The 26,450-nt window shown below is 71.7% G+C and carries 24 protein-coding genes and 2 tRNA genes; 11 read left to right on the forward strand and 15 right to left on the reverse strand.

The features are described from left to right. Positions 1 to 5 precede the first annotated feature (5 nt). From ACIP5W_RS11970 to ACIP5W_RS11995, 6 genes are all read right to left on the reverse strand, one after another. The gene (locus tag ACIP5W_RS11970) at positions 6 to 1,028 is read right to left on the reverse strand and encodes a DNA cytosine methyltransferase (RefSeq protein WP_401470561.1); all 1,023 of its coding nucleotides are present in this window, start codon (positions 1,026 to 1,028) and stop codon (positions 6 to 8) included. Further along, on the reverse strand, positions 1,025 to 1,468 hold the full coding sequence (locus tag ACIP5W_RS11975) for a very short patch repair endonuclease (RefSeq protein WP_401471185.1): 444 nt from the start codon (positions 1,466 to 1,468) through the stop codon (positions 1,025 to 1,027). The genes ACIP5W_RS11970 and ACIP5W_RS11975 overlap by 4 nt, the downstream gene beginning before the upstream one ends. Positions 1,469 to 1,521: 53 nt before the next feature. Further along, positions 1,522 to 4,491, reverse strand: a complete 2,970-nt coding sequence (locus tag ACIP5W_RS11980; RefSeq protein ID WP_401470564.1) for a Z1 domain-containing protein — start codon at positions 4,489 to 4,491, stop codon at positions 1,522 to 1,524. A 49-nt stretch (positions 4,492 to 4,540) separates the two neighbouring features. Continuing rightward, positions 4,541 to 6,094, reverse strand: a complete 1,554-nt coding sequence (locus tag ACIP5W_RS11985; protein WP_401470567.1) for an ATP-binding protein — start codon at positions 6,092 to 6,094, stop codon at positions 4,541 to 4,543. 370 nt (positions 6,095 to 6,464) lie between these two features. Next, complete coding sequence (locus ACIP5W_RS11990) at positions 6,465 to 7,475, reverse strand: SEC-C domain-containing protein (RefSeq protein WP_401470570.1); 1,011 nt, start codon at positions 7,473 to 7,475, stop codon at positions 6,465 to 6,467. Positions 7,476 to 7,637: 162 nt separating this feature from the next. After that, positions 7,638 to 9,116 (reverse strand): beta-1,6-galactanase, encoded by a 1,479-nt coding sequence (locus ACIP5W_RS11995; protein WP_401470573.1) that lies wholly within the window; start codon positions 9,114 to 9,116, stop codon positions 7,638 to 7,640. 355 nt (positions 9,117 to 9,471) lie between these two features. Here ACIP5W_RS11995 and ACIP5W_RS12000 point away from each other — a divergent pair, with 355 nt between their 5' ends. The 3 genes from ACIP5W_RS12000 (at position 9,472) to ACIP5W_RS12010 (ending at position 11,685) form a co-directional block, all read left to right on the forward strand. Further along, the gene (locus ACIP5W_RS12000) at positions 9,472 to 9,786 is read left to right on the forward strand and encodes a DUF6412 domain-containing protein (protein ID WP_401471188.1); all 315 of its coding nucleotides are present in this window, start codon (positions 9,472 to 9,474) and stop codon (positions 9,784 to 9,786) included. A 124-nt stretch (positions 9,787 to 9,910) separates the two neighbouring features. Next, positions 9,911 to 10,660, forward strand: coding sequence for a YidC/Oxa1 family membrane protein insertase (locus tag ACIP5W_RS12005; RefSeq protein WP_401470576.1), 750 nt, complete (start codon positions 9,911 to 9,913; stop codon positions 10,658 to 10,660). A gap of 167 nt (positions 10,661 to 10,827) precedes the next feature. Beyond that, a complete protein-coding gene (locus tag ACIP5W_RS12010) occupies positions 10,828 to 11,685 on the forward strand; it encodes a fumarylacetoacetate hydrolase family protein (protein ID WP_401470579.1) in 858 nt (285 codons plus the stop codon). Positions 11,686 to 11,842: 157 nt separating this feature from the next. Here the strand turns inward: ACIP5W_RS12010 and ACIP5W_RS12015 are convergent, their stop codons facing one another. Continuing rightward, on the reverse strand, positions 11,843 to 12,355 hold the full coding sequence (locus ACIP5W_RS12015; RefSeq protein WP_401470582.1) for a heme-degrading domain-containing protein: 513 nt from the start codon (positions 12,353 to 12,355) through the stop codon (positions 11,843 to 11,845). Continuing rightward, complete coding sequence (locus ACIP5W_RS12020; RefSeq protein ID WP_401470585.1) at positions 12,352 to 13,419, reverse strand: Gfo/Idh/MocA family oxidoreductase; 1,068 nt, start codon at positions 13,417 to 13,419, stop codon at positions 12,352 to 12,354. The genes ACIP5W_RS12015 and ACIP5W_RS12020 overlap by 4 nt, the downstream gene beginning before the upstream one ends. A gap of 56 nt (positions 13,420 to 13,475) precedes the next feature. Between ACIP5W_RS12020 and ACIP5W_RS12025 the strand changes: the two genes are divergently transcribed. The 5 genes from ACIP5W_RS12025 to ACIP5W_RS12045 all read left to right on the forward strand — a co-directional run bounded on the left by ACIP5W_RS12025 (position 13,476) and on the right by ACIP5W_RS12045 (position 17,958). Continuing rightward, positions 13,476 to 14,693 (forward strand): ROK family protein, encoded by a 1,218-nt coding sequence (locus tag ACIP5W_RS12025; protein ID WP_401470588.1) that lies wholly within the window; start codon positions 13,476 to 13,478, stop codon positions 14,691 to 14,693. A gap of 164 nt (positions 14,694 to 14,857) precedes the next feature. After that, positions 14,858 to 15,715 carry a hypothetical protein gene (locus ACIP5W_RS12030; RefSeq protein WP_401470591.1) on the forward strand — a complete coding sequence of 286 codons (858 nt, stop codon included), beginning with the start codon at positions 14,858 to 14,860 and terminating at the stop codon, positions 15,713 to 15,715. 149 nt (positions 15,716 to 15,864) lie between these two features. Next, positions 15,865 to 16,644 carry an HAD-IIA family hydrolase gene (locus tag ACIP5W_RS12035; protein WP_401470594.1) on the forward strand — a complete coding sequence of 260 codons (780 nt, stop codon included), beginning with the start codon at positions 15,865 to 15,867 and terminating at the stop codon, positions 16,642 to 16,644. Positions 16,645 to 16,747: 103 nt separating this feature from the next. Beyond that, on the forward strand, positions 16,748 to 17,296 hold the full coding sequence (locus ACIP5W_RS12040) for a hypothetical protein (RefSeq protein ID WP_401470597.1): 549 nt from the start codon (positions 16,748 to 16,750) through the stop codon (positions 17,294 to 17,296). Next, a complete protein-coding gene (locus ACIP5W_RS12045; RefSeq protein WP_401470600.1) occupies positions 17,293 to 17,958 on the forward strand; it encodes a class F sortase in 666 nt (221 codons plus the stop codon). Before ACIP5W_RS12040 ends, ACIP5W_RS12045 begins: the two co-directional genes overlap by 4 nt. A 55-nt stretch (positions 17,959 to 18,013) precedes the next feature. On the opposite strand, the gene ACIP5W_RS12050 is transcribed toward ACIP5W_RS12045, so the two are convergent. Beyond that, a tRNA-Lys gene (locus ACIP5W_RS12050) sits at positions 18,014 to 18,087 on the reverse strand. A gap of 201 nt (positions 18,088 to 18,288) precedes the next feature. On the opposite strand from ACIP5W_RS12050, the gene ACIP5W_RS12055 reads away from it, so the two are divergent. From ACIP5W_RS12055 to ACIP5W_RS12065, 3 genes are all read left to right on the forward strand, one after another. Beyond that, positions 18,289 to 19,668, forward strand: a complete 1,380-nt coding sequence (locus ACIP5W_RS12055; RefSeq protein WP_401470603.1) for a peptidoglycan-binding protein — start codon at positions 18,289 to 18,291, stop codon at positions 19,666 to 19,668. Between the two features lie 219 nt (positions 19,669 to 19,887). Beyond that, entirely contained in the window at positions 19,888 to 20,997 is a 1,110-nt protein-coding gene (locus ACIP5W_RS12060; protein ID WP_401470606.1) for an SPFH domain-containing protein, read from the forward strand. 120 nt (positions 20,998 to 21,117) lie between these two features. Next, complete coding sequence (locus ACIP5W_RS12065) at positions 21,118 to 21,723, forward strand: lytic polysaccharide monooxygenase (RefSeq protein WP_401470610.1); 606 nt, start codon at positions 21,118 to 21,120, stop codon at positions 21,721 to 21,723. Positions 21,724 to 21,885: 162 nt separating this feature from the next. Here the strand turns inward: ACIP5W_RS12065 and ACIP5W_RS12070 are convergent. The 6 genes from ACIP5W_RS12070 to ehuB all read right to left on the reverse strand — a co-directional run bounded on the left by ACIP5W_RS12070 (position 21,886) and on the right by ehuB (position 26,267). After that, a tRNA-Lys gene (locus ACIP5W_RS12070) sits at positions 21,886 to 21,959 on the reverse strand. Between the two features lie 220 nt (positions 21,960 to 22,179). Continuing rightward, on the reverse strand, positions 22,180 to 22,938 hold the full coding sequence (locus ACIP5W_RS12075) for an IclR family transcriptional regulator (protein ID WP_401470612.1): 759 nt from the start codon (positions 22,936 to 22,938) through the stop codon (positions 22,180 to 22,182). Between the two features lie 186 nt (positions 22,939 to 23,124). Further along, the gene (gene ehuA / locus ACIP5W_RS12080; RefSeq protein ID WP_401471191.1) at positions 23,125 to 23,895 is read right to left on the reverse strand and encodes an ectoine/hydroxyectoine ABC transporter ATP-binding protein EhuA; all 771 of its coding nucleotides are present in this window, start codon (positions 23,893 to 23,895) and stop codon (positions 23,125 to 23,127) included. Positions 23,896 to 23,956: 61 nt separating this feature from the next. After that, on the reverse strand, positions 23,957 to 24,604 hold the full coding sequence (gene ehuD, locus ACIP5W_RS12085) for an ectoine/hydroxyectoine ABC transporter permease subunit EhuD (RefSeq protein ID WP_401470614.1): 648 nt from the start codon (positions 24,602 to 24,604) through the stop codon (positions 23,957 to 23,959). Next, a complete protein-coding gene (gene ehuC / locus ACIP5W_RS12090; protein WP_401470617.1) occupies positions 24,601 to 25,341 on the reverse strand; it encodes an ectoine/hydroxyectoine ABC transporter permease subunit EhuC in 741 nt (246 codons plus the stop codon). The genes ehuD and ehuC overlap by 4 nt, the downstream gene beginning before the upstream one ends. Further along, the gene (gene ehuB / locus ACIP5W_RS12095; protein ID WP_401470620.1) at positions 25,341 to 26,267 is read right to left on the reverse strand and encodes an ectoine/hydroxyectoine ABC transporter substrate-binding protein EhuB; all 927 of its coding nucleotides are present in this window, start codon (positions 26,265 to 26,267) and stop codon (positions 25,341 to 25,343) included. The genes ehuC and ehuB overlap by 1 nt, the downstream gene beginning before the upstream one ends. Positions 26,268 to 26,450: the final 183 nt, after the last annotated feature.

Genomic DNA, 26,450 nt, shown 5'->3' on the forward strand with positions numbered 1-26,450 from the left:
GAAGTTTAGCCGGCGTTGCGAGGTGCGTACGGCCCGTCCGTCCCATGTACCGGTGAGGAACGCAGAGCGGTCGCGATGGCGGTTCCGAGCGCCTTCCCCACCGGCGGAGGAGTGGCATGACCGATCTGCCTGTACCGAGCCGTCTTCCGTCCCGTGATGTGCCATTCCGGAGGGAACGACTGCAGGAGGGCCGCCTGGTCCACCGTGATTTTGATCATCTGCGACGGATCGTTCGCCTGCGGCCACTCGTAATCTGCTCCCGGCACTTCGTCCGCCATCGCCCCCGCGTTCACCCCCATCCGCGCCCAGGCCCGCTTCGTGCCGGACGGACCGAGATCCGCACCGCCGCGATTGTCCGAGCCGCCGACCAGAGTGGGGGCGACGGACGAGGCCTGTGCCGCCCAGCCTTCGGCGCTGCGCCAGCCGCGGGCCTTCATGGATCGGAGCAGTGCCCGACCGACCGACACGTGCTCGTCCACCGTCGGCTCGGGCGGGGCGAAGCCGTGGAACCACTCTTCTTTGAGAGCCACGAGAATGCCCTGCCTCCGTTCTTGCGGCACACCGAAATCGGCCGCGTTCAGCACGAACCAGCAGAATTGATAACCGAGATGTGCGAGTTCCTTCTGGATGAAGTCGCGAACATCGGCGTAGGCCGGGGACTCGACGAGAGCGGGCAGGTTCTCCAGCAACAGGGCGCGCGGCTGGATCGAGTGGACCAGATAGATCGTGGCAGTGAGAAGTCTCAGTTCCTGGTCGCTGTCGGCACGCCCCACTGCGGCCGAGGCTTTGACTCGCGGCAGGCCGGCCGACAGCAGGTCGACGTCGAAGACCTCCGGGTGCTCGTCCGGAAGGAACTCGATCAGGTCCTCGCGGACCACGTTCCAGTCCGGCCGGTTGGCCAGGAGCGTCTCACACGCCTGGTGCTTGCTGTCGAGCAGGAGCACCGGCGAGAAGCCCGCGCTCTCCAGCCCCGAGGCCAGTCCGCCGGCACCCGCGCAGACATCCACGAAACTCAACCGGTCTGTCATTCACTGCCCTCGGTTTCCCGCATGGTGTCCGACGACCGCGTTCTCCCCCTACGGCGTTCCCGGTCCTGTTTCTCCAGAGCCACCGCAGCCCGTACCGCCGCTGCCACCTCGTCGGGCGGTACGTGCTCCCAGAATCGCAGCACCGTCCAGCCCTGGGCGGTGAGGTGCTCGGTCGTCTCCCGATCACGTGCCATGTTCCGGTCCAGTTTCTGCCGCCACCAGTCAGCATTCGCCTTCGGCCGAGTGGCGTGCTCAGGGCAGCCGTGCCAGAAGCAGCCGTCGATGAGGATCGCGACCTTGGCCCGCGGGAAAGCCACGTCGATGCGCCGCCGGGGCATGCCCGGCACGGGGTACTCCACGCGGTAACGCAGCCCGGCCGCGTGCAGCAGTCGCCGCACGGCCAGTTCGATCCCGGTGTCCTTGCTCGCCTGCCTGCTCATGCGGGCCGAGACACCGGGAGAGGAAGGCGTCATGCTGTTCACTGTCGTCGGCCTCACGAACGCGTGTCGTCACGGTCGATGATCGCCGCGTCCTCCCTGGTCGAGTCGATCGCACGGAACCGCACCAAGGGACGGTTGCCCTGCGCCGTCGACGACGGGGCGACGAAGGCGAAGGCCATGACGAGGTCCCGCGGATCGACCGAACCGTCGGACGTGATCCGGGGCTCCGATTCCACCACGGGGTAGAGCACGAGTGCACCTCGACGCGGGCGGGCGTTCTGTTCGACGGTCGCGTTTCCGGTCAGGCTGATGGCCCCCGCTATGCGCTTCGCCGCAGCGACGTGCTTGGGGTCACGGATCGCGCCGAAGAGAGGACCTCGTCGACGCCTTCGACGGGCCAGGGAGAAGGGGCCGTGCCCCGAGATGCGGGCCTCGTTCCGGCGGGCGGACGTCTGCATCGGAGCGATCACGAGCCAGTCGTCGATCCTGCCCGCTTCTCGCCCGGCGTCCAGGAGGAATTCCAGGTGGGGCGAGAACTGCTCCGGGGCGGACCAGCGCAGGTCGCACAACACCGTGAGCAGGTCCCCGTGCGACACCGTGCCCACCCGCGCGTCGTACTCCGGGCTGTCGCCCACGGAGAGCGGGACGGGAGTGTCCGACAGCACGCCGAGGATCGGCGCCCAGCACTCCGTGTTGTGGCGCAGGGCTTCGGGGTCCTCGGGGTAGGCCGTGGGTTCCTCCCATACACCCGGGGACCGCACCTCCACCAGTTCCGCATTGAACATCTTGTTCCGAGCCGACGGCTTCACCCAAGGCAGATGCTGGGCCACCAGCGGCGGGATCTGCGCCGGCGTGACTTGGGGGCGGCCGTCGACCAGTGGTGCGTACCGGGCCAGTTCCTCGCGGAAGAGCTCCTCATCCCGGCAGATGGCTTCGAAAGCCTCGTACAGGTCCACCGTCCTGGCGTTGCGGCCGCTGCCGAGAGTCTCCTCACGCCCTATGTAGAGGCGTACGAGGTCCCGGTACCCGGGCCGGAAACCGAACCAGCGGCCCATCTGCATCAAGGTGTCGGCCTGCTGCGTCGTACGGCGGTAGTACGTGATCGTCAGGCCCTCCACGGTGAAGCCGCGGGAGAGCTTCGTACCGCCCACCAAGATCTTCCAGACGTGCGGTGTCCGGTCGAAGTCGAGGTTCAGCTGCTCGAAGTAGCGGTCGGAGTCACCGTTCACGACGATGACCGGCTGACCTCCCTGGCCGATGCGCTGACGTGCGGTGTTGACGTAGGGCCGCAGCTCCTCGTAGGTGTCGGGAGCGGGGAGGTCCGAGGCACGTGCCTCACTGACCGGAGCGAAGTCCGAAGCCCACAGTGCGGCAAGACGTTCGTGACCTGCCGTCGAGCTGTAACCCGCCTGATGCCACATGGAATTGATCCGCAGGGCGAGTTCCGCGTGATCATCCTTCCGCACCGACTGATGAGCGAGCATCGTGTGATGCCGGAACGGCCCGTCGTCGACACCGTGGTCGGCTCGGTACAGCTTCAGCGCACCGGACAGGACGAATGCATCCATCGCCTCTTGGAGACGGTCGTCCGCGGAGTCGCGGACGTCCCGGATGTGCGCCTTCTCCTGAGAGTTGGCAAAGGTGCGCTCGTAGCGCGGCGCCGCCGAGTCCAGATCGTGGAAGTCCTGGACGCCCATGTATCCGGACGGGCGGGGAAGCGAGATCAGGAAGTCGCTGGGGAAGAGGTCCTCGTCGTCACCCGGATCGATGAAGACGTTGGCGAAGGGGGTGGCCGTGTAGCCGACGTACTGCGCCCGCGGAAGCAGTCCCAGGAGCTGGGAGAGCAGGCCGTTGATGGCTGTGCGTTCCGTGCGTCCCTGTTCCCACTTCTTCGGGTCCAGGGTGTTGATGGAGGCCTGGTCGGACTCGTCGTCGATGATCAGGGCGGGCAGTTCGCCGAGCAGTCCGTGGATCTGCTTGAGGTCCTTGACCAGCTTGGTCAGGACGGCCTTGTTCTTCTTCACCACCAGGATGCGGGCGGCGGTGTGGTGGAGGTTGGCCGGATCGTGCAGGGGCCGGGTCGGCTCCCGCTTCTCGAACTCGAGGGCCCGGATGCCTTGGGCGAGGCTCTTGTAATCCTTGTCGCGAGTGGTCAGACGCTCGATGTCGAACGCACCGAGGACGGACGGGCGCGCTCCGTGCCGGACGAAGTCGTCCCAGTCCGCGTCGTCGTCACCCACATAGTCCACCCCCACGAGGGAGTCGAGGTCCGTGATGTCCGCGCCTCGCAGGATGTTCTCCTGACCGATCAGCTCCATGTCGAGTCGGCGCTGGGTCTGAGCACGCAACAGGTTGAGGGTGCCGCCCAGCACGATGACGAGTCGGTAGCCGGCGTCGATGGCCTTGGCGGCGACACCCGTGAAGTTGGCCGTCTTGCCGGACTGTACATATCCGACGACCAAGCCCTTCGCCTGCCGGGCCGCAGGTTGTTCCGGATCGGTCAGGCGTTCCACGACCGCCCGGCTCGCTTCGTCAAGGCTTGTGACCGCGGCGTCAGACCATCCCTTTGTCCGGAGCTTCCCCTCGTACGAGGTCCAGTAGAAGGAGCGGGCAGCCGCTCGCTCCGGGGTGTACCAAGGGGTGAACTCACGCGTGATCACCGTGGGGCCAGGGATCTTCGCCACGGGTACGGCATCGTCCAGCGCCTTTCGCACGTCGTTGCCGAACTTGAGTCTCTCGTACACGGCTGCGCGGCGCTCATCGGTGCGGGCGGGGGTGGCGGGCGCCCAGTGAGGGTCCTCGGCGAAGTCCCAGATCGTGAGGTGACGGCTCCAGAGTGCTCTGAGCGACTCGTCGCCATTGACGAGGCAGGCGTGGAACAGTTCCTCGCTCAGGTCGGCGTCCGGGTGGTCCTCATCAGCGGCAAGGGCGGCCCACTTCGCGAAATGCCGGGGCGCGCTCTTCATGCCTGCCAGTACGTCGGCGTGGATCGCAAGAAGAACGGAGGGCGGGGTGTCACTCATGTGAAGTCCTCGGTCTGGAGCAGAGGCGTGGTGGGATGCATTGCCGGCGTCAGGAAAAAGGCTGTGCACGTCGCGCGCGCTGAGCTTCCACCGAGGCCATGAGAATGGTGTTCCAGTAGTCCAGACGGTCCTGACGGCTGCGTTCCCAGCGCCCCAGTCCGAAGCAGTCCTCGAGAAGCAGATAGAGCAGGGTCTTTGTCACGGGGGTGTCATTCGCTCCTCCGCGTCTGCCGTCGTTGAAGTCCTCCCGGTACGCCTTGTTCAGGATCACGACGTTGCTCTCACGGTTCAGACCGAAGAACTGGTCGGGCGGAAGCGAACCCCAGACGAAGGCGATCGGTTCCTCACCCGCTTTCTCGGGCAGTTCCTCCTTGATGACTCGCTTGACCTTGGGGTCCAGGCCCTTGCCGGGGGGCGTCACAGGCTTGCGGACGATCTCGTTGCGCCTCGAACCGTCCCGATAGGCGGTCTCGGCGTCCAGGATGAAACTCCGGAAAGTGCGCCCCCTGGAGTCCACTGCCTTGTCGAGGCCGTCGGTGAAGGCCTGGGTGACGGTGATCTTCTCCTTCTTCACGTCCAGGCTCAGTACGTTGTTGGCCTGGGGCGGAAGTTCGACGGCGACCCGGGCGAGTACCAGGTGCCCCTCGGGATTCCGCCAGCCGTTCCACCCACCGGCCTGCACGAGACGGTCGTTACGGTAGAAGTAGAAACCCTGCCTGTCCGTCAGCGCGCCGACCTGGCGGAAGCCCGCCTGTTTGGACTTCGCCTGCCAGATGTGTGCCTTCAGCCGCAGATCCCCCAGACTTTCCACCGGGGCGACGAACTCCCGGGGGTAGCCGGCTTTGCCCGGGACTTTGTATCCGAAGGGGTCCAGGGCTTCCACGGCGATGTGGTCCACTTCCTCGCCAGGACCCTGTCCTCCGCTGCCGACGTCCCAGACCGCTATGTCGAGCTTCAGCCCGCGCTGAAGATACCGGTGGAGGTAGAGACCGAGGTGGGTCTCGAGACGGGATATCGCTTTGGACAGGAACTGGTCGCTCTGGCCGCGGGCGACGGTCTCGAAGGCCCGCACGCCGTCCCAGCGCACGACGGTTCCCTGCCATTCGATGACCCCGTCGTAACGATCCACGAGTTCCTGCGCGTACCGCGGGTCGACGGTGTCGCACCGGAAGCCGTCCTCGATGCCCTCCGCGGTGAGGCGGCGTCCGGTGGCTCGGCTGCGCCGGGTGCGGCTGACCACGGTGAGCGAGGAGGCATGGGACAGGGAAGCCGCTTTCATCCCTGTGCCGTACATACCGAGGGCGCCGTCGCCGTAGTCACGGCGACGGCCCACCGTCATCGCGGCGTCCAGATCCTCGTCGTCCATCCCCTTGCCGTTGTCGATGATCAGCAGGGTGAGGATTCGATCGGCATCACGCAGGAAGTGGACGACGATCTTGTCGGCTCGGGCGTCGATGGAGTTGTCGATGAGGTCGGCGACGGCGACCTCGAAGCCGTAGCCCTGGTTGGTCAGGGCCCTCCCGTAACCGGCGTCCGGCGGTAGGTGCGTACTGCCGGACGTGGGGACGTCGTACTGCCATTCGGTGCCGGGCTGGTAGGGCATGCTTCCTCGAAGACGCAGGTCAGGGCCTGCTCCACGAGTTAGCAGCCCCCTACACACAACAAACGGAGAATGTGACCGTACTGCAAAGGTTGGACATAGGGGGAGGTGGGTGCTGAACAGGGGCGATAAATCCCTTATCTGCGCCTGGTTCGCAAGTAGCTCTGGCCAAAGATCTTCATCGAATATGCCGCCATGGGTGCATCCAGGCGACCGTCCTGGCCTGCCTGAACTCTAGGCAGCGTGCCGGGTGCCCGGAGCCCGAGGAGTGGGGCCCCAGGTCAGTGGCTCCGGGCGTCGTGCGTCGTTTGGTTCGGGAAATACGCCGAGTGTTCGGCGGTCGACCGGTGAGACGCCCGCGAGGGGACCCCGGTCATGCCCCGTGACACTCCCCATAAGCCTTCTGCGACCCGCACCAACAATCCGCCCCCCGCTGAGGCGGCCAAGCCGCCGCCCTCCCCCGGGCCGCCAGGATCGTCGCGTACTGGGGCAGCAGGTCGGGGTCTCCCGGGGAGGCGCCCTCCGAGGCCGCGAAGGCCTCGTACGAGGGGACCGTGCCCGTCACGATGCCCAGGTTGCCCGTGCCGGAGGCGGCCAGTTCGCGCAGGGAGGCCTCTATCACCGCGAGGTGGGTCTCGTGGGACGGGTACTCGTCCGCGAGGGTGGGGTAGGCCGACCGCAGTTCTGCCAGTTCGCCCGCCGGCCAGTGCAGGACCGCCACCGGGAAGGGGCGGGAGAGGGCCTCCCGGAAGGTGCCCAGTTCGGCGCGGAGGCGGGAGATCTCGGCTTCCAGCTCCAGCGGGTTGTCGGACCCGAGGGACCAGACCCGCTTCGGGTCGTGGAGTTCGTCCAGGGAGACCGGGGACGCGTTCACGGCGTCGGCGAGGGTGTCCCAGTCGTCGTGGGCCGCGCCCAGCATCCGGCGGACGCGGTGGCGGCCGAAGAGCAGGGGGTGCGTGGCGTACGGCGGCTCGGGTACGTCCGTCAGCAGCAGCCGGGCCGCCTCGGTGAACGTCGCCTCCGCCGCCTCCAGCTCGTCGTGGGCCTCCAGGGACTCCGCGACGATCACCCAGGGGGCCGGGTCCCGCGGCGCGGCCGCGCGGATGCCGTCGATGATCGCGCGGGCCTCGGCCTCGTGGCCGTACTCCCACAGGTTCGAGGCCTTGAGGGCGCGGACCAGGTGCGGGGCGTCCAGGCCGGCCGGGGACGACAGCAGGCGGTCGTAGAGGGTGGTCGCGGCGGGGCGGTCGCCGGACAGTTCCAAGTGGGCCGCGGCCTGGATCAGCAGGGCCTCGGCGTCCTCGGGATACAGGCCGGCGGTCCGCTCCAGGCGTGCCGCTTCGGCGGTGTGGTCGACGTTCTCGGCAGGCGTGTCGGGGCGCATGGGTGACACCGTACTGCCGACCGGTGACGAAGAGGAGAGAGCCGCAGGCCAGGGGGACGGGGACGACGGGCACGGGAAGCCCGGCCCGCGGCCCGCGGCCCGCGGCCCGGGGCCCGGGGCCCGGGGCGCCGGGGAGGGGGCGCCCCGGGGGGCCTGGATCCCCTAGACCGTCACCCCGTCCACCTGGAGGGTCTGCACCGCGCCCGCCGCGAACGGCACGCTGACCGTCTTTCCGGACAGGTACGTGTCCGAGCGGGCCGTGTAGAGGTCGCCGCCGCCGCCCGAGGTCACCGTGTTCCAGCGGGGGACCAGGCCGCCGGAGCCGCCGGTCACGGTGGTGAAGCGGGAGAGGTCGAAGGTCAGGGTCTGGGCCGACGCGGAGGTGTTGGCGGCGACGATCACCAGGCGCCGCGCGGCCCTGTCCAGGGCGGCCACCGCATAGCTGACGCCCGTGTCGAGGATCGTCATGCCGGGGCGGATGTGGCGGCTGAACTGGGCCATCACGTAGTACTTCGTGGTGACCGCGCCGGGCTGGAGGGTGGCCGCGTCGTACGCGATCATCGCCCAGTTCGTCGAGGGGTCCATGACCTGCCAGTACACCCAGGCCGTCGGGTGCAGCCAGCGGAAGTCGTAGAGCAGGTTGCTCGCCATGGACAGGCCGGTGCCGTCGTTGTCGCCGGTCTCGGAGTTCCACAGGGCCTTGCCGGACGTCGTCACCACGTCCGTGTACAGGAGGTCCCGGCGGCCGCCCGAGCCCTGGTAGCCGTGCACGTTGACCCGGTTCACCAGGGCCTTCGTGGACGCGCCGAAGGAGTTCCACGTCGTGCGGGCCAGGTCGTAACTCGTCTCGTCCGAGGCGGAGATACGGGTGCCGGTCAGGCCGCGCTTGTCCAACTCGCTGCGTAGGTGCGGCAGTACGGCCGCCTGGACGCCGGCGTCCATGTGGCAGCCCTCCTGGGTGCCGGTCGCCGTCCACCAGGACGAGGAGGGCTCGTTGAAGGGGTCGACCGTCGCGAAGTCCACCCCCCAGTTGTTCTTCGCGTACAGCGCGACGGCGGCCAGGTGGGAGGCGTGCTGGCGGTAGTTCCAGGACTGGAGGTTGTTGCCGCCGCCCGCCGCGCCCGAGGGGTTGTGGTTCAGGCACATCCACCACATGGGGGAGTTGGCGAACAGTTCGGTGGTCGCGCCCCGCGCGGTCGCCTTCGTCAGCATGGCCCGCTGCTTGGCGTCCGCCGACCAGTTCCACGCCGAGGAGGCGGGGTCCTCGTTGTTCCAGTCCTGCCAGAAGCCCTCGATCTGCTTGAACGCGGGGATGTTGGGGGAGACCGCCATCGACTCGCCGCCCACGCTGTTCCAGCTGCACGCGCCCAGGTTGTAGCGGGCGATGTTCATGCCGAGGCCCGGGAGCGTCCGGCCGCCGTAGGCCACCGACCTGGTCGTGAAGAAGATGTCGGCGAAGTCGTCGCGGGCGCCGAAGACGTTCGCCCACCAGGCGAGGGAGGTGCCCCAGCCCTCCCAAGTGCCGTAATTGGTAGACGGGTTGACGCCGATCGTCGCGTCGGCGCGGGCCGTGCCGGCCGCCAGGCCGGTGCCGAGGAGGGCGCCGCCGGTGGCCGCCAGCAGGGTTCTGCGTCGGATCATGGCTTCTCCGCTTCACTGGGCTGAGGACGTGCCGGTCGTCCCACCGGCGGCATCCGTGAACCGAGGACAGGGGGCCGGCCGTCCCGGCCGGGGTCCGTCACTCGTGGCTCGTTGCGGGAACGTGAGTGCGTGCGCGCGTCACGAAGCATCGGGGGCGGCGCGTGCTGTTGTCGAGGGTTCCGACAGCCCTTTCTCAAACCCGCGGAGGAAGGTTCGACGGGGCGAACGGCATTGCCCTCGTGGGCGGTTGGTCGACCGGGTCCCGCCCCACACCCCGGCCCGTTCGGGTATAACCGAACAAGGACAGCGACGTGAACGGCTACGCGAACAGGAGGGGACCACGGTGATCCGCGCCATGCTCGACACCCCCCTGCTGCGGCGCCGGCCCGCGGTCGCCCTCCTCCTCACCGTTCTCGGGCTCGCCCTGATCGACGCGGGCAGCCTCTCCTCGACCGTCGCCCTCGCCGCGACCGCCGCCGCCGGGGCCGCCCTCGCGCTCTGCTCGCTTCTCGCCGCGCGCTGCGCCCCCGCCGTGCCGCGCACCCGGGTGCGCACGGCCGTCCGCGACCGCGACCGCCGTACCGCCTTCCTGCCGCAGCGCGACCCCGACGCCTCCGGACGGCCCCGGCCCAGGGCACCCGGACACGCCCTCCCGACGGCCGTCGCGTAGGGCACCCAAGGGCACCCAAGCCACCACCCGGGTCGCACCGCTGACCACACCGTGCCCCGCGCGGGCCGTCATGCCGCCGTATCCACGTCCCGGCACGACGAGACCCCCGGAGGGCTCCGTACCCATGTCCGTCTTCTCCGTCCTCTCTGTCTTCTTCACCGTCTTCGTCCACCTCGTCGAGCGGCTCGCCGACCTGCTCGAACCCCTCTTCCACGCCTCCGCGGCCGCCGCCGCGATCGTCCTGTTCACCGCGTTCGTACGGCTCCTCGTCCATCCCCTGTCACGGGCCGCCGCCCGCGGCCAGAAGGCGCGGGCCGCGCTCCAGCCGCGGATCGCCGAACTGCGCGCCCGGCACGCCCGCGACCCGGAGAGGCTCCGGCGGGCCGTGCTGGAACTGCACGCCCGGGAGCAGGTGTCCCCGCTGTCCGGCTGCCTGCCCGGCCTCCTCCAGGCGCCCGCCTTCCTCCTCCTCTACTACGTCTTCTCGCACTCCACGATCGGCGGCGAGACCAACGGCCTGCTCACCCACCGGCTCCTCGACGCACCCCTCGGCGACCGCTGGACCGACGCCCTCGCCGCCGGCGGGCCGTTCGGCGGGGCCGGGCTGGTCTACATGGCGCTGTTCGCCGTCGTCGCGGCCGTCGCCACCGTCGGCTACCGCCACGCTCGGCGCGCGACGGCCGTGAGCCCGGTAGCCGTGAGCCCGGCGACCGGCGGGGAGCAGGTGCCCGGCCTGGGCGCGGTCACCCGGGTGATGCCGTTCCTGTCCTTCTTCACCCTCGTCACCGTCGCCGTCGTACCGCTGGCCGCCGCCCTGTACGTCGTCACCAGCACGGCCTGGAGCGTGGCCGAGCGGGCGCTGCTCCACCGGTGACGTGCCCGTGGCGCGGGCCCGTGGCGCGTGCCCGTGGGACGGACCTGCCGTGACGGTCCAGTACGTGAACCGGGTCTTGCGGAGTGGACGCACAGCTTGGAGGATCGGCCAGTCCTCCGACCACCGCACCCGTCGGCGGGCGCCCGCGACCGAGGGAGACTGTGATCATGAAGCTGCTGCGAGTCGGTACGGCGGGCGCGGAGCGTCCCGCGCTGCTCGACGCCCAGGGAACCCTGCGGGACCTGTCGGGCCTCGTGGACGACATCGACGGCGCCCTGCTCGCCGACGCCGACGCGCTCGGCCGGATCCGTGCCGCCGGCGAGTCCGGCGAGCTGCCCGCGCTGGACGCGACCGGGCTGCGGGTCGGCCCGCCGCTCGGCCGGATCGGCAAGGTCGTGTGCATCGGGCTGAACTACCACGACCACGCCCGCGAGACGGGGTCCGCGGCGCCCGCCGAGCCCGTCGTCTTCTTCAAGGCGGCGGACACGGTCGTCGGGCCGTACGACACCGTGCTCGTGCCGCGCGGGTCCACGCGGACCGACTGGGAGGTGGAGCTGGCGGTCGTCATCGGGCGCACCGCCCGCTACCTGGAGTCGGCGGCGGAAGGGCTCGCGCACGTCGCCGGGTACGCCGTCGCGCACGACGTCTCCGAGCGGGAGTTCCAGATGGACCGGGGCGGCACGTGGGACAAGGGGAAGAACTGCGAGACGTTCAACCCGCTCGGCCCGTGGCTCGTGACGGCCGACGAGGTGCCCGACCCCCAGGCGCTGGGGCTGCGGCTGTGGGTCAACGGCGAGCTGAAGCAGGACGGCACGACCGCCGAGCAGATCTTCCCCGTCGGCGAAGTCGTCCGCTACGTAAGCCAGTTCATGGTGCTGTACCCCGGCGACGTCATCAACACGGGGACGCCCGCCGGGGTCGCCTTCGGGCAGCCCGAGCCGAAGCCGTACCTGCGGGCGGGGGACGTGGTCGAGCTGGAGATCGACGGTCTGGGGCGCCAGCGTCAGGAACTCGAGGACGCGTGACGCTCCGCCGCGGGCGGGGGAAACGGGGCGGGCGGGGGCGGGAGGAACGGGGCGGGCGGTCGGCCGGAGCGATCGGTCGGTGCGGGTCGTCCCCGGCCGGTCGCGTCCGCGGGACGGAGCCCGTACCCCGGCTCCGCCCCGCACCTCCTGGCGTGCCTCAGCGCGGGTCCAGGTCCTTCTCCAGGAACTGTTCCAGGGCTTCCACCACGAAACGGTGGTCCTCCAGCTGCGGCAGGCCCGAGACGGTCACCGCGCCGACCACCCCGACGCCCTCGACGGTGATCGGGAAGGAGCCGCCGTGGGCCGCGTACGTGTCGGGGTCCAGGCGCGAGGACTCCTCGAACGTCGTGCCCTTCGCACGGAAACGCGAGCCCACCAGGTAGGACGAGGCGCCGTAGCGCTCCACCACCCGGCGCTTGCGCGCGATCCAGGCGTCGTTGTCGGGGGCCGAGCCGGGCAGGGCCGCGTGGAAGAGCTGCTGGCCGGCCCGGTGGATGTCGACGGCGACCGGGGCCTGCCGTTCGCGGGCCAGCTCCACCAGCAGCGTGCCGAGCGCCCAGGCGTCGTCGAAGGTGAACTGCCGGAACACCAGGCGGCGTTCCTGCGCCTGTAGCTCCTCCAGGGTGGGAGCGATCTCCGGGGTGAACCTGGGGGTGATCTCGTGGGTCACAGCGACACCGCCACTCCGTCTCGTGCCGAACGGCGGGCCGCCTCCAGGACGTCGAGCGCGGCGGCCGCCTCCGCGGCGGTCACCGGGTTGGGACCGCCGTCGGTCAGTGCCTTCGCCACCGCAGCGTAGTAGGCCGGGTAGTCGCCGGGCAGGGTCCGCACGGCCCGTCCGCCGCCGGTCACCGGCGACTCGCCGGAGCCGACGCGCCCCCACAGCTCCTCGGGCTCCTCGCCCCAGCCGGCGCCGGGCCGCCCGCCGTCCCGCAGCGCCGCCTCCTGCGGGTCCAGGCCGTACTTCACATAGCCGGCCTTCGAGCCCAGCACCCGGAACCGCGGGCCGAGCTGGGCGGTCGTCGCCGAGACGTAGAGGTGGGAGCGGACGCCGCCGGCGTGGGTGAGCGCGAGGAACGTGTCGTCGTCGGCCTCCGCGCCGGCCCGGCGGACGACCGACTCGGCGTAGACCTGGGTGACCGGGCCGAAGAGGACCAGCGCCTGGTCGACGACATGGCTGCCGAGGTCGTACAGCAGACCTCCGATCTCCGCAGGGTCGCCGGACTCCCGCCAGCCGCCCTTCGGCTGCGGCCGCCACCGCTCGAACCGGGACTCGAAGCGCCACACGTCGCCCAGCGCGCCCTCGGCGAGCAGTGCGCGCAGGGTGAGGAAGTCGTTGTCCCAGCGGCGGTTCTGGAAGACGGAGAGGAACAGTCCGCGCTCCTCGGCCAGGCCGGCCAGCTCCCGTGCCCCGGCGGCGGTACCGGCGACCGGCTTGTCCACGACGACCGCGAGGTCCGCTTCGAGGGCGGTCCTGGCGAGCGGCACGTGCGTCTTGTTCGGGGACGCGACGACGATCAGGTCCAGGTCCCCGGAGCGGGCGAACAGCTCGTCGGGGGTGCCGGCGACGCGTACGTCCGGGAACCCGGCGCGGGCCTGCTCCCGCCGCTCGGGGTTCGAGGTGACCACCGTGTCGAGGACGAGGCCCTCGGTGGCGGCGATCAGCGGGGCGTGGAAGACGGAGCCGGCCAGGCCGTAGCCGATCAGGCCCACGCGGAGGGGGGTACCAGTCATGCGACCTACTTTCGCAACGCTGTTGCCAAAGTGCAAGCGCGGGGGAGAATGGGCGCGTGAACAGGACGAACGGCGGCACGGCAGGCGGCAGGAGCGGGGCGGGCGGCCCGAGCGGCCCTGGAGGCACCCGCGGCGCGAGCGGCGCGAGCGGTGGCGCCGTCGGCGCGAATCTCCTCGCCGTGCGCAGTCACAACGCCGCGCTCGTGCTCGACCTGCTGCGCACGGCCGGACCGGACGGCATCAGCCGGCTCGAACTCGCCGAGCGCACCGGCCTCACCCCGCAGGCCGTCAGCAAGATCACCGCCCGGCTGCGGGAGGAGGGCCTCGCGGCGGAGGCCGGCCGCCGCGCCTCCACCGGCGGCAAGCCGCGCACCGTGCTGCGGCTGGTGCCGGCGGCCGCCCACGCGGTCGGCGTCCACCTCGACCGCGACGAACTGCGGATCGTCCTCACGGACCTCTACGGGAGCGTGGTCGGGGAGCGCCGGGGCCCGCTCGACCTGGGGGCCGGGGCGGAAGCGGTGCTGGGGGCCGTCGAACGGGGCGTCGGCGAGATGCTGGGGCTGGGGCTGGGGCTGGGGCTGGGGCAGGCCTCGAGGCTGCTCGGTGTCGGCGTCGCCCTGCCCGGTCCGCTCGACCACACCCACGGCGTCCTGCACCGCGTCACCGGCTTCCCGGAGTGGGACGGCTTCCCCCTGCGGGACGCGCTGGCACGGCGGCTCCGCGTGCCGGTGGTCGTCGACAAGGACACCAACGCCGCCGCCCTCGGCCTCGCCGTCGCCGGCGAACGCGGCTCCTTCGCCTACCTCCACCTCGGTACGGGACTCGGCGCCGGCCTCGTCGTCGGCGGCAGGGTGCACCGCGGGGCGCGCACGGGCGCGGGGGAGTTCGGCCACCAGGTCATCCAGCTGGACGGGCCGCCCTGCCCCTGCGGGAACCGCGGCTGCGTCGAGGCGCTGTGCCTGGCGGCCATCGACCGGGGTGACGTGGCGGAGGCGGCCCGGGTGCTGGGCACCGCCACCGCGAACCTCGCCGGTCTGCTCGACATCGACCAGGTCCTCCTCGGCGGCCGCACGATCACCGCCACCCCGGACCCCTTCGTGGCCGGAGTCGCGGCGGTCCTCGCCGCCCGCGCCGCCCGGGAGGGCTCCCCGGACCTCGCCGTACCCGTACGACTCGCGCCCGGCGGGTCCGACGGCTCCGGCGGCCCGGCCGGGGTGGCGGAGGGCGCCGCCCACCTGCTCCTGGGGCCGGTGTTCGGGCGGACGGACGTATGAGACGGACCCTGGGACGGATGCATGGGACGGATGCATGAGACGGACGCATGAGACGGTCGGGTGTCCGAGAGGAACCGGTACCCTCCGCCGAACGAATGCATTCGCACGGCCGTACGGTGCGGCAGCCCCCGCCCGGCGCACCCCTCCGGCAGGCTCACGTGTTCATGCGACTGTGCACGCCCGTCTCCCTCTGCCTCGCCGCAGCCGCCGTTCTGCTGCCCTTACCCCCCTTGGCGGAAGCCGTGCCGAGCTGTGCCGGGGCGGACGCGGGGGACTTCCCGCTCACCACCCGGCTGCACGGCGGGCCCGACTCCTACCGTGCCGGGGGCGGCCCCGGCACCTGGTTCGTCGACCTCACCAACACCACCCGCCGCACCTGCACCGGCGTGCACCCGGTCGTCGTCCTCGTCGACTCCGCGCACGCCCTGGAGCCGGCCCAGACCCGTCTGGAGTTCTACGCCGACGGCCACCCGCACCCCGTCCGCTTCGAGACGACCGACGAGGACGAACTCGTCGGAGCACTCGCGGACGTCCCCGGCGCGACGGAGGAACCCGCCGGGTCCGCGGAGCGCCCGGCCCCCTTCCCCGGCTTCACCGTCCCCCCGGGCCGGACCCTCACCGTGAAGCTGCGCCTCTCGCTCGCCTCGGACGCCGTGCCCAACCGGGTCACCGCCAACGCGGCGGTCGTCCAGCGCCAGGGAGAGGACGGCGAGTGGGTCGGACAGTCGAACGACTACCGGTTCGCCATCGAGACGGGCGGCGGGAGCGACTCCGCGACCGAGTCCGCCCCCCGGTCCACCCCCGCCACCCCCACCGGCGAGAGCTCCCCCACCGGCGAGAGCTCCTCCACCGCCGAAACCTCCCCCACTCCCGAGACCTCCCGCTCCGCCCCGCCCTCCCTCGCCGACGAGGCCCAGGAACTGGCCCTCACCGGTCTCTCCTCCCCGGTCGGCGCCCTCGCCGTCACCGCCGTTCTCCTCGCCACGGGCGCCGCCCTCGTCGTGCTCCGCAGGCGCCGCTGACGCGTACCGGGGCCGCACCGCGGCATCGCCTCGTTCACCTGGTGACCGGCCGGGTCCGGATCGCGCGGTCCTGATTAGGCTGGGGGCGTCGGTACGCCGTGGTTCCGGCGCCCCCGCACCGCCCGTACGCACGCCAGGAGACGCACCACATGGCAGACCGCAAGCCCATCGAGTCGTGGCTCACCGACATGGACGGGGTGCTCATCCACGAGGGCGTCCCGATCCCCGGCGCAGACTCCTTCCTGAAGAAGCTGCGCGAGTCGGGCCGGCCCTTCCTCGTGCTGACGAACAACTCGATCTACACCCCGCGCGACCTGCACGCCCGGCTGCGCCGCATGGGCCTGGAGGTGCCGATCGAGAACATCTGGACCTCGGCCCTGGCCACCGCCCAGTTCCTGGACGACCAGCGGCCCGACGGTTCCGCGTACGTCATCGGCGAGGCCGGCCTGACCACGGCGCTGCACGACATCGGCTACATCCTCACCGACCACGAGCCGGACTACGTCGTCCTCGGCGAGACCCGGACCTACTCCTTCGAAGCCATGACGAAGGCGGTACGGCTGATCAACGACGGCGCCCGCTTCATCTGCACCAACCCGGACGAGACCGGCCCCTCCACCGAGGGCCCGCTGCCCGCGACCGGCGCGGTGGCCGCGCTGATCACCAAGGCGACCGGCAAGCAGCCCTACTTCGCGGGCAAGCCCAACCCGCTGATGATGCGCACGGGACTGAACGCGATCGGCGCCCACTCCGAGACCAGCGCGATGATCGGCGACCGCATGGACACCGACGTGCTGGCCGGCATGGAGGCCGGGATGCAGACGTTCCTGGTGCTCACCGGCCTGACCCGGCCCGAGGACGTGGAGGGCTTCCCGTACCGCCCGTCGAAGGTGGTCGACTCGATCGCGGACCTCGTCGACCGGATCTGAAACCTGTCACCGGGCGGAAATGACCCGGACGGAGCAGCGGTGCCCCGCTGGAGATGCGGGGCACCGGCGCGAGGAGGAGCCTCCAGGTACTGGGAGGTTCACGATGGGTTCACTGAAAGCCACACTCTGTGCGGGCGTCGCGGTCGTCGCGGCGGCCCTCACCCCGACGGCGTACGCCACGAACCCGGCAGGCGGAGTCTCGGTGACCCCGTCGACCCCGGCCCCCGGCGCCGAGGTCGCCCTCGAGGTCACCGGCTGCCCGGGGAAGAAGGCCACCGCGGAGTCCGAGGCGTTCGTCTCCGACGCGCACCTGGTCGGCCCGGGCGGTTCGGGCGGCCCGCTGTCCGGTGACACCCGGATCCGCACCTCGCTCGCCCCCGGTTCCTACCGCGTCACGATCGTCTGCGCCGACTTCGAGGTCAAGGGCGCGATCAAGGTGGTGGCGGCCACCGCCCGGCCGACCGCCCCCGCGTCCCCGGTCGCGCCGGTCCTGGCGGGCGGCGGAGGCGCGGCGCCCCTGGCCGCCACCGACGAATCCCGCACGGAGGGCCCCGGCCTCGCCCACGCCGTCACCGGTCTGCTGCTGGCCGGTGCCGCCGCCGTCGCCGTGGTGCTGCGCGGGGTCCGGCGCCGCCGCCGTGGGACGGAATGACCGTGTCCGAACGGGAACACGGCTCCGGACGGCTCCTCATCGGCCTGGCCTGGGCGCTGCTGCTGCTCGGCCTGTGGCTGTGGGGCCGCGAGGCGACCGACCTGCGGCCCGGCGCCGCCGCCACCGCCACGGGTGACGTGGCCGCGGTGGGCCGGCCCGCCGACGCCGAGCTGCCGCCCGCCGCCCGGCCGCTGGCCGCCGCGCTGCCGCAGCGCGTGGACATCCCGCAGCTGGGCGTGCAGGCCCCGGTCGTGGCCCGCGGCCTGGACGCACAGGGCGCGATCGCCGCGCCGCCCTACGACCAGGCGGGCGTCGTCGGCTGGTACGGCGCCGGGGTGAAGCCCGGCGCCGCCGGTACCGCGCTGATGGTCGGCCACGTCGACACCGAGACCCGCCCCGCGGTCTTCTACAAGCTGAGCACGCTCGCGGCCGGCGAGACGATCCGGGTGGTCCGCGCCGACGGCAAGGTCGCCGAGTTCACCGTCGACGACGTCGCGGTGGTCCGGCGCGACGGCTTCGACGCCCGCCGGGCCTACGGCACCCGCGAGCCGGGCCGCGCCGAGCTGCGTCTGATCACCTGCGGCGGCACCTTCGACCGGGCGAGCCGCAGCTACACGGCCAACGTGATCGTGTCGGCGTACCTGACCGGCACCGCGCCCTGACGGCCGCCCGGAACAGCAGAAAGCCCCTCGCTCGCGCGAGGGGCTTTCTCGTCTGTGCGCCGCCAGGGACTCGAACCCCGGACCCGCTGATTAAGAGTCAGCTGCTCTAACCAACTGAGCTAGCGGCGCCTGCTGACGACGTTAACTCTACATGACCTCCGGGGGTGCTCCTGACGCCCGGACGGCCCTCCGGACCTGCCCCGCACCCCCCTGGGAGGGGCCCGCGTACATCATTCGGACCGTCAGCATGCGCGTCGGCAAGGCAGTTGGTAAAGACTGGCGAACGTGCACAGTCGCGGACATTTTCATCTGCAGTGTGAGGGGAATCGCATGGTGGCTCCGGTGTTCGAGGAATTCGATCCCGCGAGCGACTGCGAATGCCCCGGATGTGTCGACCGGAGGCGGTCCGCAGCGGCTTCCCCGGCCGCCGGAACCGGCGGCCGCCCGGCCGCCCACCGCACCGTCGTCGTCGCGGCCGCGGCCTCCGCGGCCCTCGGAGCCGGTCACGCGGTCCCCGCCCTGGCCGCCCCCCACCAGGCCCCCCACCAGGCCCCCCACCAGGCCCCCGACCGGCCGGGAGCCCCGGCGGACGACGGGCCCGAGACCCCGCAGGGCGCGAAGGCGCCCCTGCACGGGCCCGGCGGCAAGCCCGCCGGCACGGTCCCCCTGCCGGCGACCACCCGAACGGAGATCATCGACCGCGCCAAGAAGTGGGTCGCGGCGAAGGTGCCGTACAGCATGAGCGCGTACTGGTCGGACGGCTACCGGCAGGACTGCTCCGGCTATGTGTCCATGGCCTGGAACCTGCCGGGCAACGAGTGGACGGGCAGCCTCCACACCTACGCGACCAAGATCACCAAGGAGGATCTCCAGCCGGGCGACATGCTGCTGTTCCACAACCCGGCCAACCCGACGAACGGCTCCCACGTCGTCCTCTTCGGCGGCTGGACGGACTACACGCACGGCTACTACATCGCCTACGAGCAGACCCGCCCCACCACCCGCAGGCTCGCCACTCCTTACGGGTACTGGACCAACCCCGGCAAGTACGTCCCCTACCGCTACAAGGGCCTGACCGCCGAGCCGAAGGGCCCGGCCGTGCCGCAGGTCCCGGGCAAGGACGGCGGCGGGGACGCCGCCAACCCCGGCTCCGGCGCCGTACCGCCCGCGTACCCGGGGCGGGCGGCCTTCGGGCCCGGGGCCGACAACAAGCACGTCACCCGGCTCGGCCGGCTCCTCGTCGAGCGCGGCGCGAAGCGGTTCTACGCCTCGGGGCCCGGCCCGCGCTGGTCGGACGCCGACCGGCGGGCCACCCGGGCGTTCCAGCAGGCCCAGGGCTGGAGCGGCGCCGGCGCCGACGGGCTGCCCGGCCCGCTGACCTGGTCGCTGCTGACCACCGGCAAGGGCAAGGACATCGCCCCCGCGGGGTCCGGAGCGGTGGGTGCGCCCGCCCCCGCCCCGGCCCCGCGGGTCCCCGCCTATCCCGGCCGGGGCATGTTCCGCCCCGGCGCCGACAACGCGCACGTCACCCAGCTGGGGAGGCAGCTGGTGAAGAAGGGGTTCGGCAAGTACTACACCAAGGGGCCCGGACCGCGCTGGGGCGAGGCGGACCGGCGGGGCGTCGAGGCCTTCCAACGCGCCCAGGGCTGGCGCGGCGGGGCGGCCGACGGCTACCCGGGACCGGAGACCTGGCGGCGGCTGTTCTCGTAGCCCGGCCGCCCGGCGGCCTCGGCCGTCCGGTGACCTCGGCCGTCCGGACGGGCGCGCGGCGACCCCGGCCGCCCGGACCCACCTGGTCCCCCGGACCTGACCTGGTCACCCGGACTGCCGGGACCGCCCGCAGCGACCCGGGCCGTCGGACCGTACCGGCGACCCCGGTCGTCCCCATCCACTGTCATGGCGTATCTGGCGCGGAGGCTGGAGGCACGCATGAGTACGACCACTTCTCAGACGCCCGAATCGGAGGGGCCGGCACGGCCCGCCCGGCTGATCCAGAACGAGGCGACCACCGAGATCCCCGTCCATCTGCTGTTCCGCGACGACCCCGAGCCGAGGCCGGTGCCGCTCGGGCCCACCGTCGTGGGCAGCCGGGTGGGCACCGGGGAGCAGCCGAGGTTCCGCCGGCCGGTGCCGGTGAAGGCGCGGCCGGTCGCGCAGGTCGACCCCGCGCTCGTCGAGCGGCCCGGCCGCGTGCTGCCCGGCGCGGTCGGGGTGGCCGCCGGGGCGTGCGGGGCGGCGGGCTGCGCGGCCGCCTCGTGGTGGGCGGGCGTGCTGCCGCCGGTGGTGGTGGAGGCGCTCGCGCTGCCCGCGTCGGCCGGTGCCGGGCTCGGCCCCGCGCAGTGGGCGGCGTACGCGGGGGCGGGCGCCCTCGGCCTGTTCGGTTTCGGCGGGCTGGCGCGCGGCAGGACCGGGCGGGCCTGGGTGCTCGGCCTGTTCGGCCGCTACCGGGGGACGGTCCGCCGCACCGGCCTGCTCTGGGTGAACCCGCTGCTGCTGCGCCGCCGGGTCGACGTGCGGCTGCGGCACTGGCGCAGCGAGGAGATGCCCGCGGCCGACGGCAACGGGGTCGCGCTGCGGGTGGTGGCGCTCGTGGTGTGGCGGGTGCGGGACACCGCGCGGGCCACGCTCGGCGTGGAGGACCACGAGACGTATCTGCGCGAGTGCGTCGAGGCGGCGCTGGCCCGCGTCCCGGTGGAGACGCCGGGTGCCGGGCGGGGGGCGGTCGAGGCGTCCGGGGAGGCGCTGACCCGGCGGGTCGCGCGGGACGCGGGCGCGATCGGCCTGGAGGTGTACTCGGTGCAGCCGCTGCGCGTCGAGTACGCCCCCGAGGTGGCCGCCGCGATGAACCGGCGCCGGATTGCCGCGCTGGACGCCCAGCAGCGGGCGACGGTGCTGGGCTCGGTGGTGGACTCGGTGGAGGACACGGTGACCCGGCTGACCATGCGCGGGCTGGTGGAACTCGACGACTACGAGCGCAAGGCGCTGGTGAAGGACCTGACGGTGGCGTTCTGCTCGGGACGGGGGGAGCAGTCGCCCTGACGACCCGTCGGACAAGTCCCCCCATTGGTATGGACATGTTCAACGATCGGCAATAATCTCGAACTTGGTCTAGACCTGCACGCCTCACGGAACCTCCCCACGTTCTCCAGGAGCGGCAGCATGCGCAAAAAGACCAAGTGGTACGCCGCCGCGCTCGGCCTCACCACGGCGGGAGCCTTCGTGCTCACCGCCGGAGGCGCGAGCGGCCACGGCTACACCGACCTCCCCGTCAGCAGGCAGAAGCTCTGCCAGAACGGCACCGTCGCCGGCTGCGGCAACATCCAGTGGGAGCCGCAGAGCGTCGAGGGCCCCAAGGGCTTCCCGGCCGCCGGACCGGCCGACGGCCGGATCTGTTCGGCGAACAACGCCCCGTTCGCCCAGCTCGACAGCCCGAAGGCCCCGTCGGGCGCGGCCTGGCCGACCACCCGGGTGACCGGCGGCCAGTCGTACACCTTCCGCTGGCAGTTCACCGCCATGCACGCCACGACCGACTTCAGGTACTACGTCACCAGGCCGGGCTGGAACCAGAACCACAACCTGGCCCGCTCCGACCTCAACCTGACGCCGTTCCTCACGGTGCCCTACGGCGGCCAGCGCCCGCCGCAGACCCTCTCCCACAGCGGCACCCTGCCGTCCGGGCTGAGCGGGCACCACGTCGTCGTCGCAGTCTGGACGATCGCCGACACGGCCAACGCGTTCTACGCCTGCTCCGACGTCACGTTCTGACCGCCGGAGCGCGGACCCCCGGAGCTCGGACCGCCGGGGCCGCAGACCTCCGGGGCTGTAGACCTCCGGGCCGGGGCGGGACCGCCCGCGCCCGAGGGCCACGGGGCGCCGGCCGCGCACGCCGAAGGGCCCCTCGCGTCTCCACGAGGGGCCCTTCTCCGGTGCGCCGCCAGGGACTCGAACCCCGGACCCGCTGATTAAGAGTCAGCTGCTCTAACCAACTGAGCTAGCGGCGCATGACTCCCGCCTTCCGCTTTCGGCGGCCGGCGACGAAGAAAATACTACCCGGTCCGCGGGGGTGCTCCGGACCAGGTGCCGCCGGTCGCCGGAGGCCGTCCCCACGGCCCCCGGAGGTCGCCCCGCCCGGCCCCCCGGAGGTCGTTCCGCCCGGCCCCCCGGAGGTCGCCCCGCCCGGCCCCCCGGAGGTCGCCCCGCACGGCCCCCGGGACGGGCCGTCTAGATGGCCAGCGAGAGCAGCACCCGGGTCGCGTTCCGGTTCAGGGTGTCGGCGGCCCGGCGCAGGCGGTGGGCGTGTTCGACGGGCAGGGACAGGGCCAGGCAGCCCGCGGTGGAGCCGGCCGTGATCGGGACGGCCGCGCAGACCGTGCCCACGGCGTACTCCTGGAGGTCGAGCACCGGGACCGTGGGCGGCTGCGACGCCAGGCGGGAGAGCAGCAGCTTGTCGCTGGTGATGGTGCGCGAGGTGAGGCGGGCCATCTTGTGCCGGGACAGGTGGTCGCGCCGGCCGTCGTGGTCGAGCTGGCCGAGAAGGCTCTTGCCGAGCGCGGTGGCGTGGGCGCACGAACGGAAGTCGACCCACTCGTTGACCGCGGGCGTGGCCGGGCCGTCGGCGTACTGGATGACGGTGACCTCTCCGTCGACGTAGCGGCTCAGGTAGACGGCGGCGCCGATACAGTCGCGCAGCCGCTCCAGGGTCTGCTGGAGCCGGCCCCTGAGGGCCTCCTCGTGGTGGTGTGCTGATGCCAGGCGGGTCAGGGCGGCGCCGGTGACGTACGCCCCGTCCGTGATCTGCTCGACGTATCCCTCGCGGCGCAGCATCCGCAGGAGCGGGGTCAGTCGCTCCGTGCCGAGGCCGGTCTCGCGGGTCAGTTCGGCGTCGGTGACGCCTGTGGTGTGCCGGGCCACCGTCTCCAGGACGCGCAGGGCGTCCTGGGTCGAGTCGTACGGCGCGGTCGGCTCGTGTTTCAGCGCCACGGTTCCCCCTGCGCTCGCTGTGTCGGCTGCGCTTGCTGTCTGGGCCGTAATCCGGTCGGTGAACCGGTTCCACGATATCCGGCGACGGACCCGTGGAAAGGTGCGTCGAGCGGATTACGGCCCCCTCAGCAGGGGGACTGTTCCGCCGTCATATGCCGGCGGCGTGGCGCGGGCGCCGCCCCGCGCTCACAGCACGGCGCTGAGGAACTCCCGCGTCCGCTCCTGCTCCGGCTCGCTGAAGATCTTCTCCGGCGGGCCCGACTCGACGACGCGACCCGCGTCGAACATCAGCACCTGGTCCGAGATGTCCCGGGCGAAGTTCATCTCGTGGGTCACGCAGAGCATCGTGATGTCGGTGGTGCGGGCGATGTCCCGCAGCACGTCCAGGACGCCGGCCACCAGCTCCGGGTCCAGCGCGGAGGTCACCTCGTCCAGGAGCAGGACCTGCGGCCGCATCGCCAGCGCCCGCGCGATCGCCACCCGCTGCTGCTGGCCGCCGGACAGCTGGGTCGGGTACTTGTCGACGTGCTCGGTCAGACCCACCAGGTCGAGCAGTTCGCGGGCCCGCTGTTCGGCCTCGTCCCTGGACAGGCCGAGGACGGTGACCGGGGCCTCGGTGATGTTGCGCAGCACCTTCATGTTCGGGAACAGGTTGAACTGCTGGAAGACCATCCCGATGTTCTTGCGGACCTCGCGGACGTGTTTCTCGCCGGCCCGGACGAGCCTGCCGCCCCGCTCCTCGTGGGTCAGGTAGTCGCCGCCCACCCTGATCGTGCCCTCGTCGGGCCTGTCCAGGGTCATCAGCAGCCGCAGGATCGTCGTCTTGCCGGAGCCCGACGGGCCGATCAGCGTGACGTGCTTGCCGGAGTCGACGGAGAAGTCGAGCCGGTCGAGGACGGTGTGGTCGCCGAAGCGTTTGGTGACCTCGTCGAAGCGGATCAGCTCGCGGCCGTCCACGGGCGGGTTGGCGAGGGTGCCGGTGTTGTTCCGCACGGCATTGGTGTCGGCGGCATCGGTGTCAGCGGACAAGGCGTCGCTCCAGGGCTCGGATCAGTAGGGAGGCGGGGTAGGCGACGGCGACGAAGGCCACGCCCACGACGGTGAGCGCCTCGGTGGTGAAGGTCTCGTTGCTGAAGGACTGGGCCTCGCCGAGCATGTCGAAGGCGCCGATGGTGGCGATCATCGGCGAGTCCTTGAGCATGGCGACGACGTAGTTGCCCAGCGGCGGGACGACGCGGCGGATCGCCTGCGGAAGGATCACCGCCCGCCAGGTGCGGGCCCTGGGCAGGCTCAGCGCCGTGGCCGCCTCCCACTGGCCGGCGGGGACGCCGTCGATGCCCGCGCGGTAGACCTCGGCGGTGTAGGTGGAGTAGTGCAGTCCGAGGCCGATGATGCCGGTGGTGAGCGGCGACATCGACGGGCCGAAGTCCGGCACCACGTAGAACAGGAAGAACAGCTGCACCAGCAGCGGAGTGTTGCGGACGAACTCCGTGAAGGCGACGACCGGCCGGCGCACCCACACCCGCGCGGACCGCTGGGCCAGCGCCCACACCAGGCCCAGCACGAACGCGATCAGGGTGCCGGCGGCCAGGGCCTGCAGGGTGACCAGTACGCCGTCCCAGAACCGTGGCATGAAGTCTTCCACGACCCTCCAGTCCCAGTTCATCGCACACCTCCCGCGGACCGCGCACCGGCCCGCAGGCTCCCGCCCCGGGCGCCGGGCCTCCCGGTGGGGCCGGCGGACTTCTCCGGCAGCTCACCGATGCCGGCCTTCGCCCTGCGCTCCAGCAGCCGCATGCCGCGGGTGAGGAGGAAGGCGAGGACGAAGTAGAGGACCAGCAGCAGGGTGTAGACCGGGGTGGTCTCGTTGGTGCCCAGCCGGAGCAGATTGCCGGCGAACGTCATGTCGGCCACCGTGATGACCGAGACCAGGGCGGTCCCCTTCAGCAGCTCGATCAGCAGGTTGTTGAACGGCGGCACCATCGCGGGCCACGCCTGGGGCAGTTCGATCAGGCGCAGCCGCTGCCGGCGGGTGAAGTTGAGCGCGATGCCCGCCTCCTTCTGCGCCGGGGCGACGGCGGCCAGGGAACCGCGGACGATCTCCGAGCCGTAGGCGCCGTAGGTCAGGCCGAGTGCGCTGACACCGGCCCACATGGGCACCAGCTGCCAGCCGAAGAGGGGCAGGGCGAAGAACATCCAGAACATCAGCACCAGCGCCGACATGCCGCGGAAGACCTCGAAGTAGGTCCCGGCGAGGAAGCGGACGATCCAGTGCCGCGAACCGCGGGCCAGGCCGATCCCGAACGAGACGGCCGCACCGAGGGCCGCCGCGTACACGGTGACCTGGACGGTGACCCAGATGCCCGGCAGGAACCAGGTGGTGAGGAACTCCGAACTCATCATCAGCCGCACAGCTCCTTCGCCGTGAGGTCCGTCATCTCGTCCATGCCGAAACCGAAGGGGCCGACGATCTCCAGCAGTTCCCTGTAGTCCTGCTGCTTGAGCTTCAGCAGTTCCCCGTTGAAGGCGTCACGGAAGTTCTTCTCGGACAGCCGGAAGGCGAACCCGCCCGCGCCGTAGGCGGGCCTGCCGTCCACCACGGGCTGGAACGGCTCGGTCGCCGACACGCGTCCCCTGCCCTCCACCGCCGCCCTGACCGTGATGCGGGTGCCCGCGAAGGCGTCCACCCGCCCCTGGGCCACCGCGTCCAGGCCGGCCACCTGGTCCGGCAGCACGAGGACGTCGCGGATGCCCGCGGCCCTGGCGTAGTCGATCTGGGCGTAGGCCTTGCCGGAGGCCAGCGTGAGCCCCTTCTTCCTGACGTCCGCGTACGTCCTGATGCCGTGCGGATTGCCCTTCCTGACGATGAAGGAGTCCAGCATCAGGTAGTCCGGGTCGGCGAACAGGACCTGCTCGCACCGGACCGGATTGATGTACATACCGGCGGACACCACGTCGAACTGCCGCGCCTTCAGCCCGGGTATCAGGGCACCGAAGTCCACCGGCACCGGCTTGACCTCGTCGATGCCGAGCCGCTTGAAGACCACCTCCGCGATCGCGGGCGCCTCCCCGGTGGCCCGTCCGTCGTCCCCGACGTATCCGAAGGGCGGCTCGCTGGCGATGCCGATCCTCACGGACCCCTGATCGCGCAGGGTGTCCAGAAGACTGCCTCCCAGGACCCTCCCGTCGTCCGGGACGCGGCTGCAGCCGGCCGTCCCGAGAGTGCCCGCCGCGCCCAGCGACACCGCTCCGACGAGCAGTGAGCGGCGGCCGAGCCCCGAGCGGGATCCGCCGGCGGTTCCTGATCGATGTGCTTGTGGTCGAGCCATGGGCGCGCGGCTACCCAGACCTCATGCGAGTCATGCGGATCACTTCCGGCCCGGCGCCGACGGCCGTGACCTCCTCGGCCGCCGGGGGAGGGGGCCGGGGGAGGGGCCGTGGGACGCACGGCGCGGCAGGTGGCGGTCCGGGGCGGCGGAGGAGCCGCCCAGCCTCGGCCGGACGTGTTCCCG

The sequence above is a fragment of the Streptomyces sp. NPDC088766 genome (assembly GCF_044750845.1).
Lineage (GTDB): Bacteria > Actinomycetota > Actinomycetes > Streptomycetales > Streptomycetaceae > Streptomyces.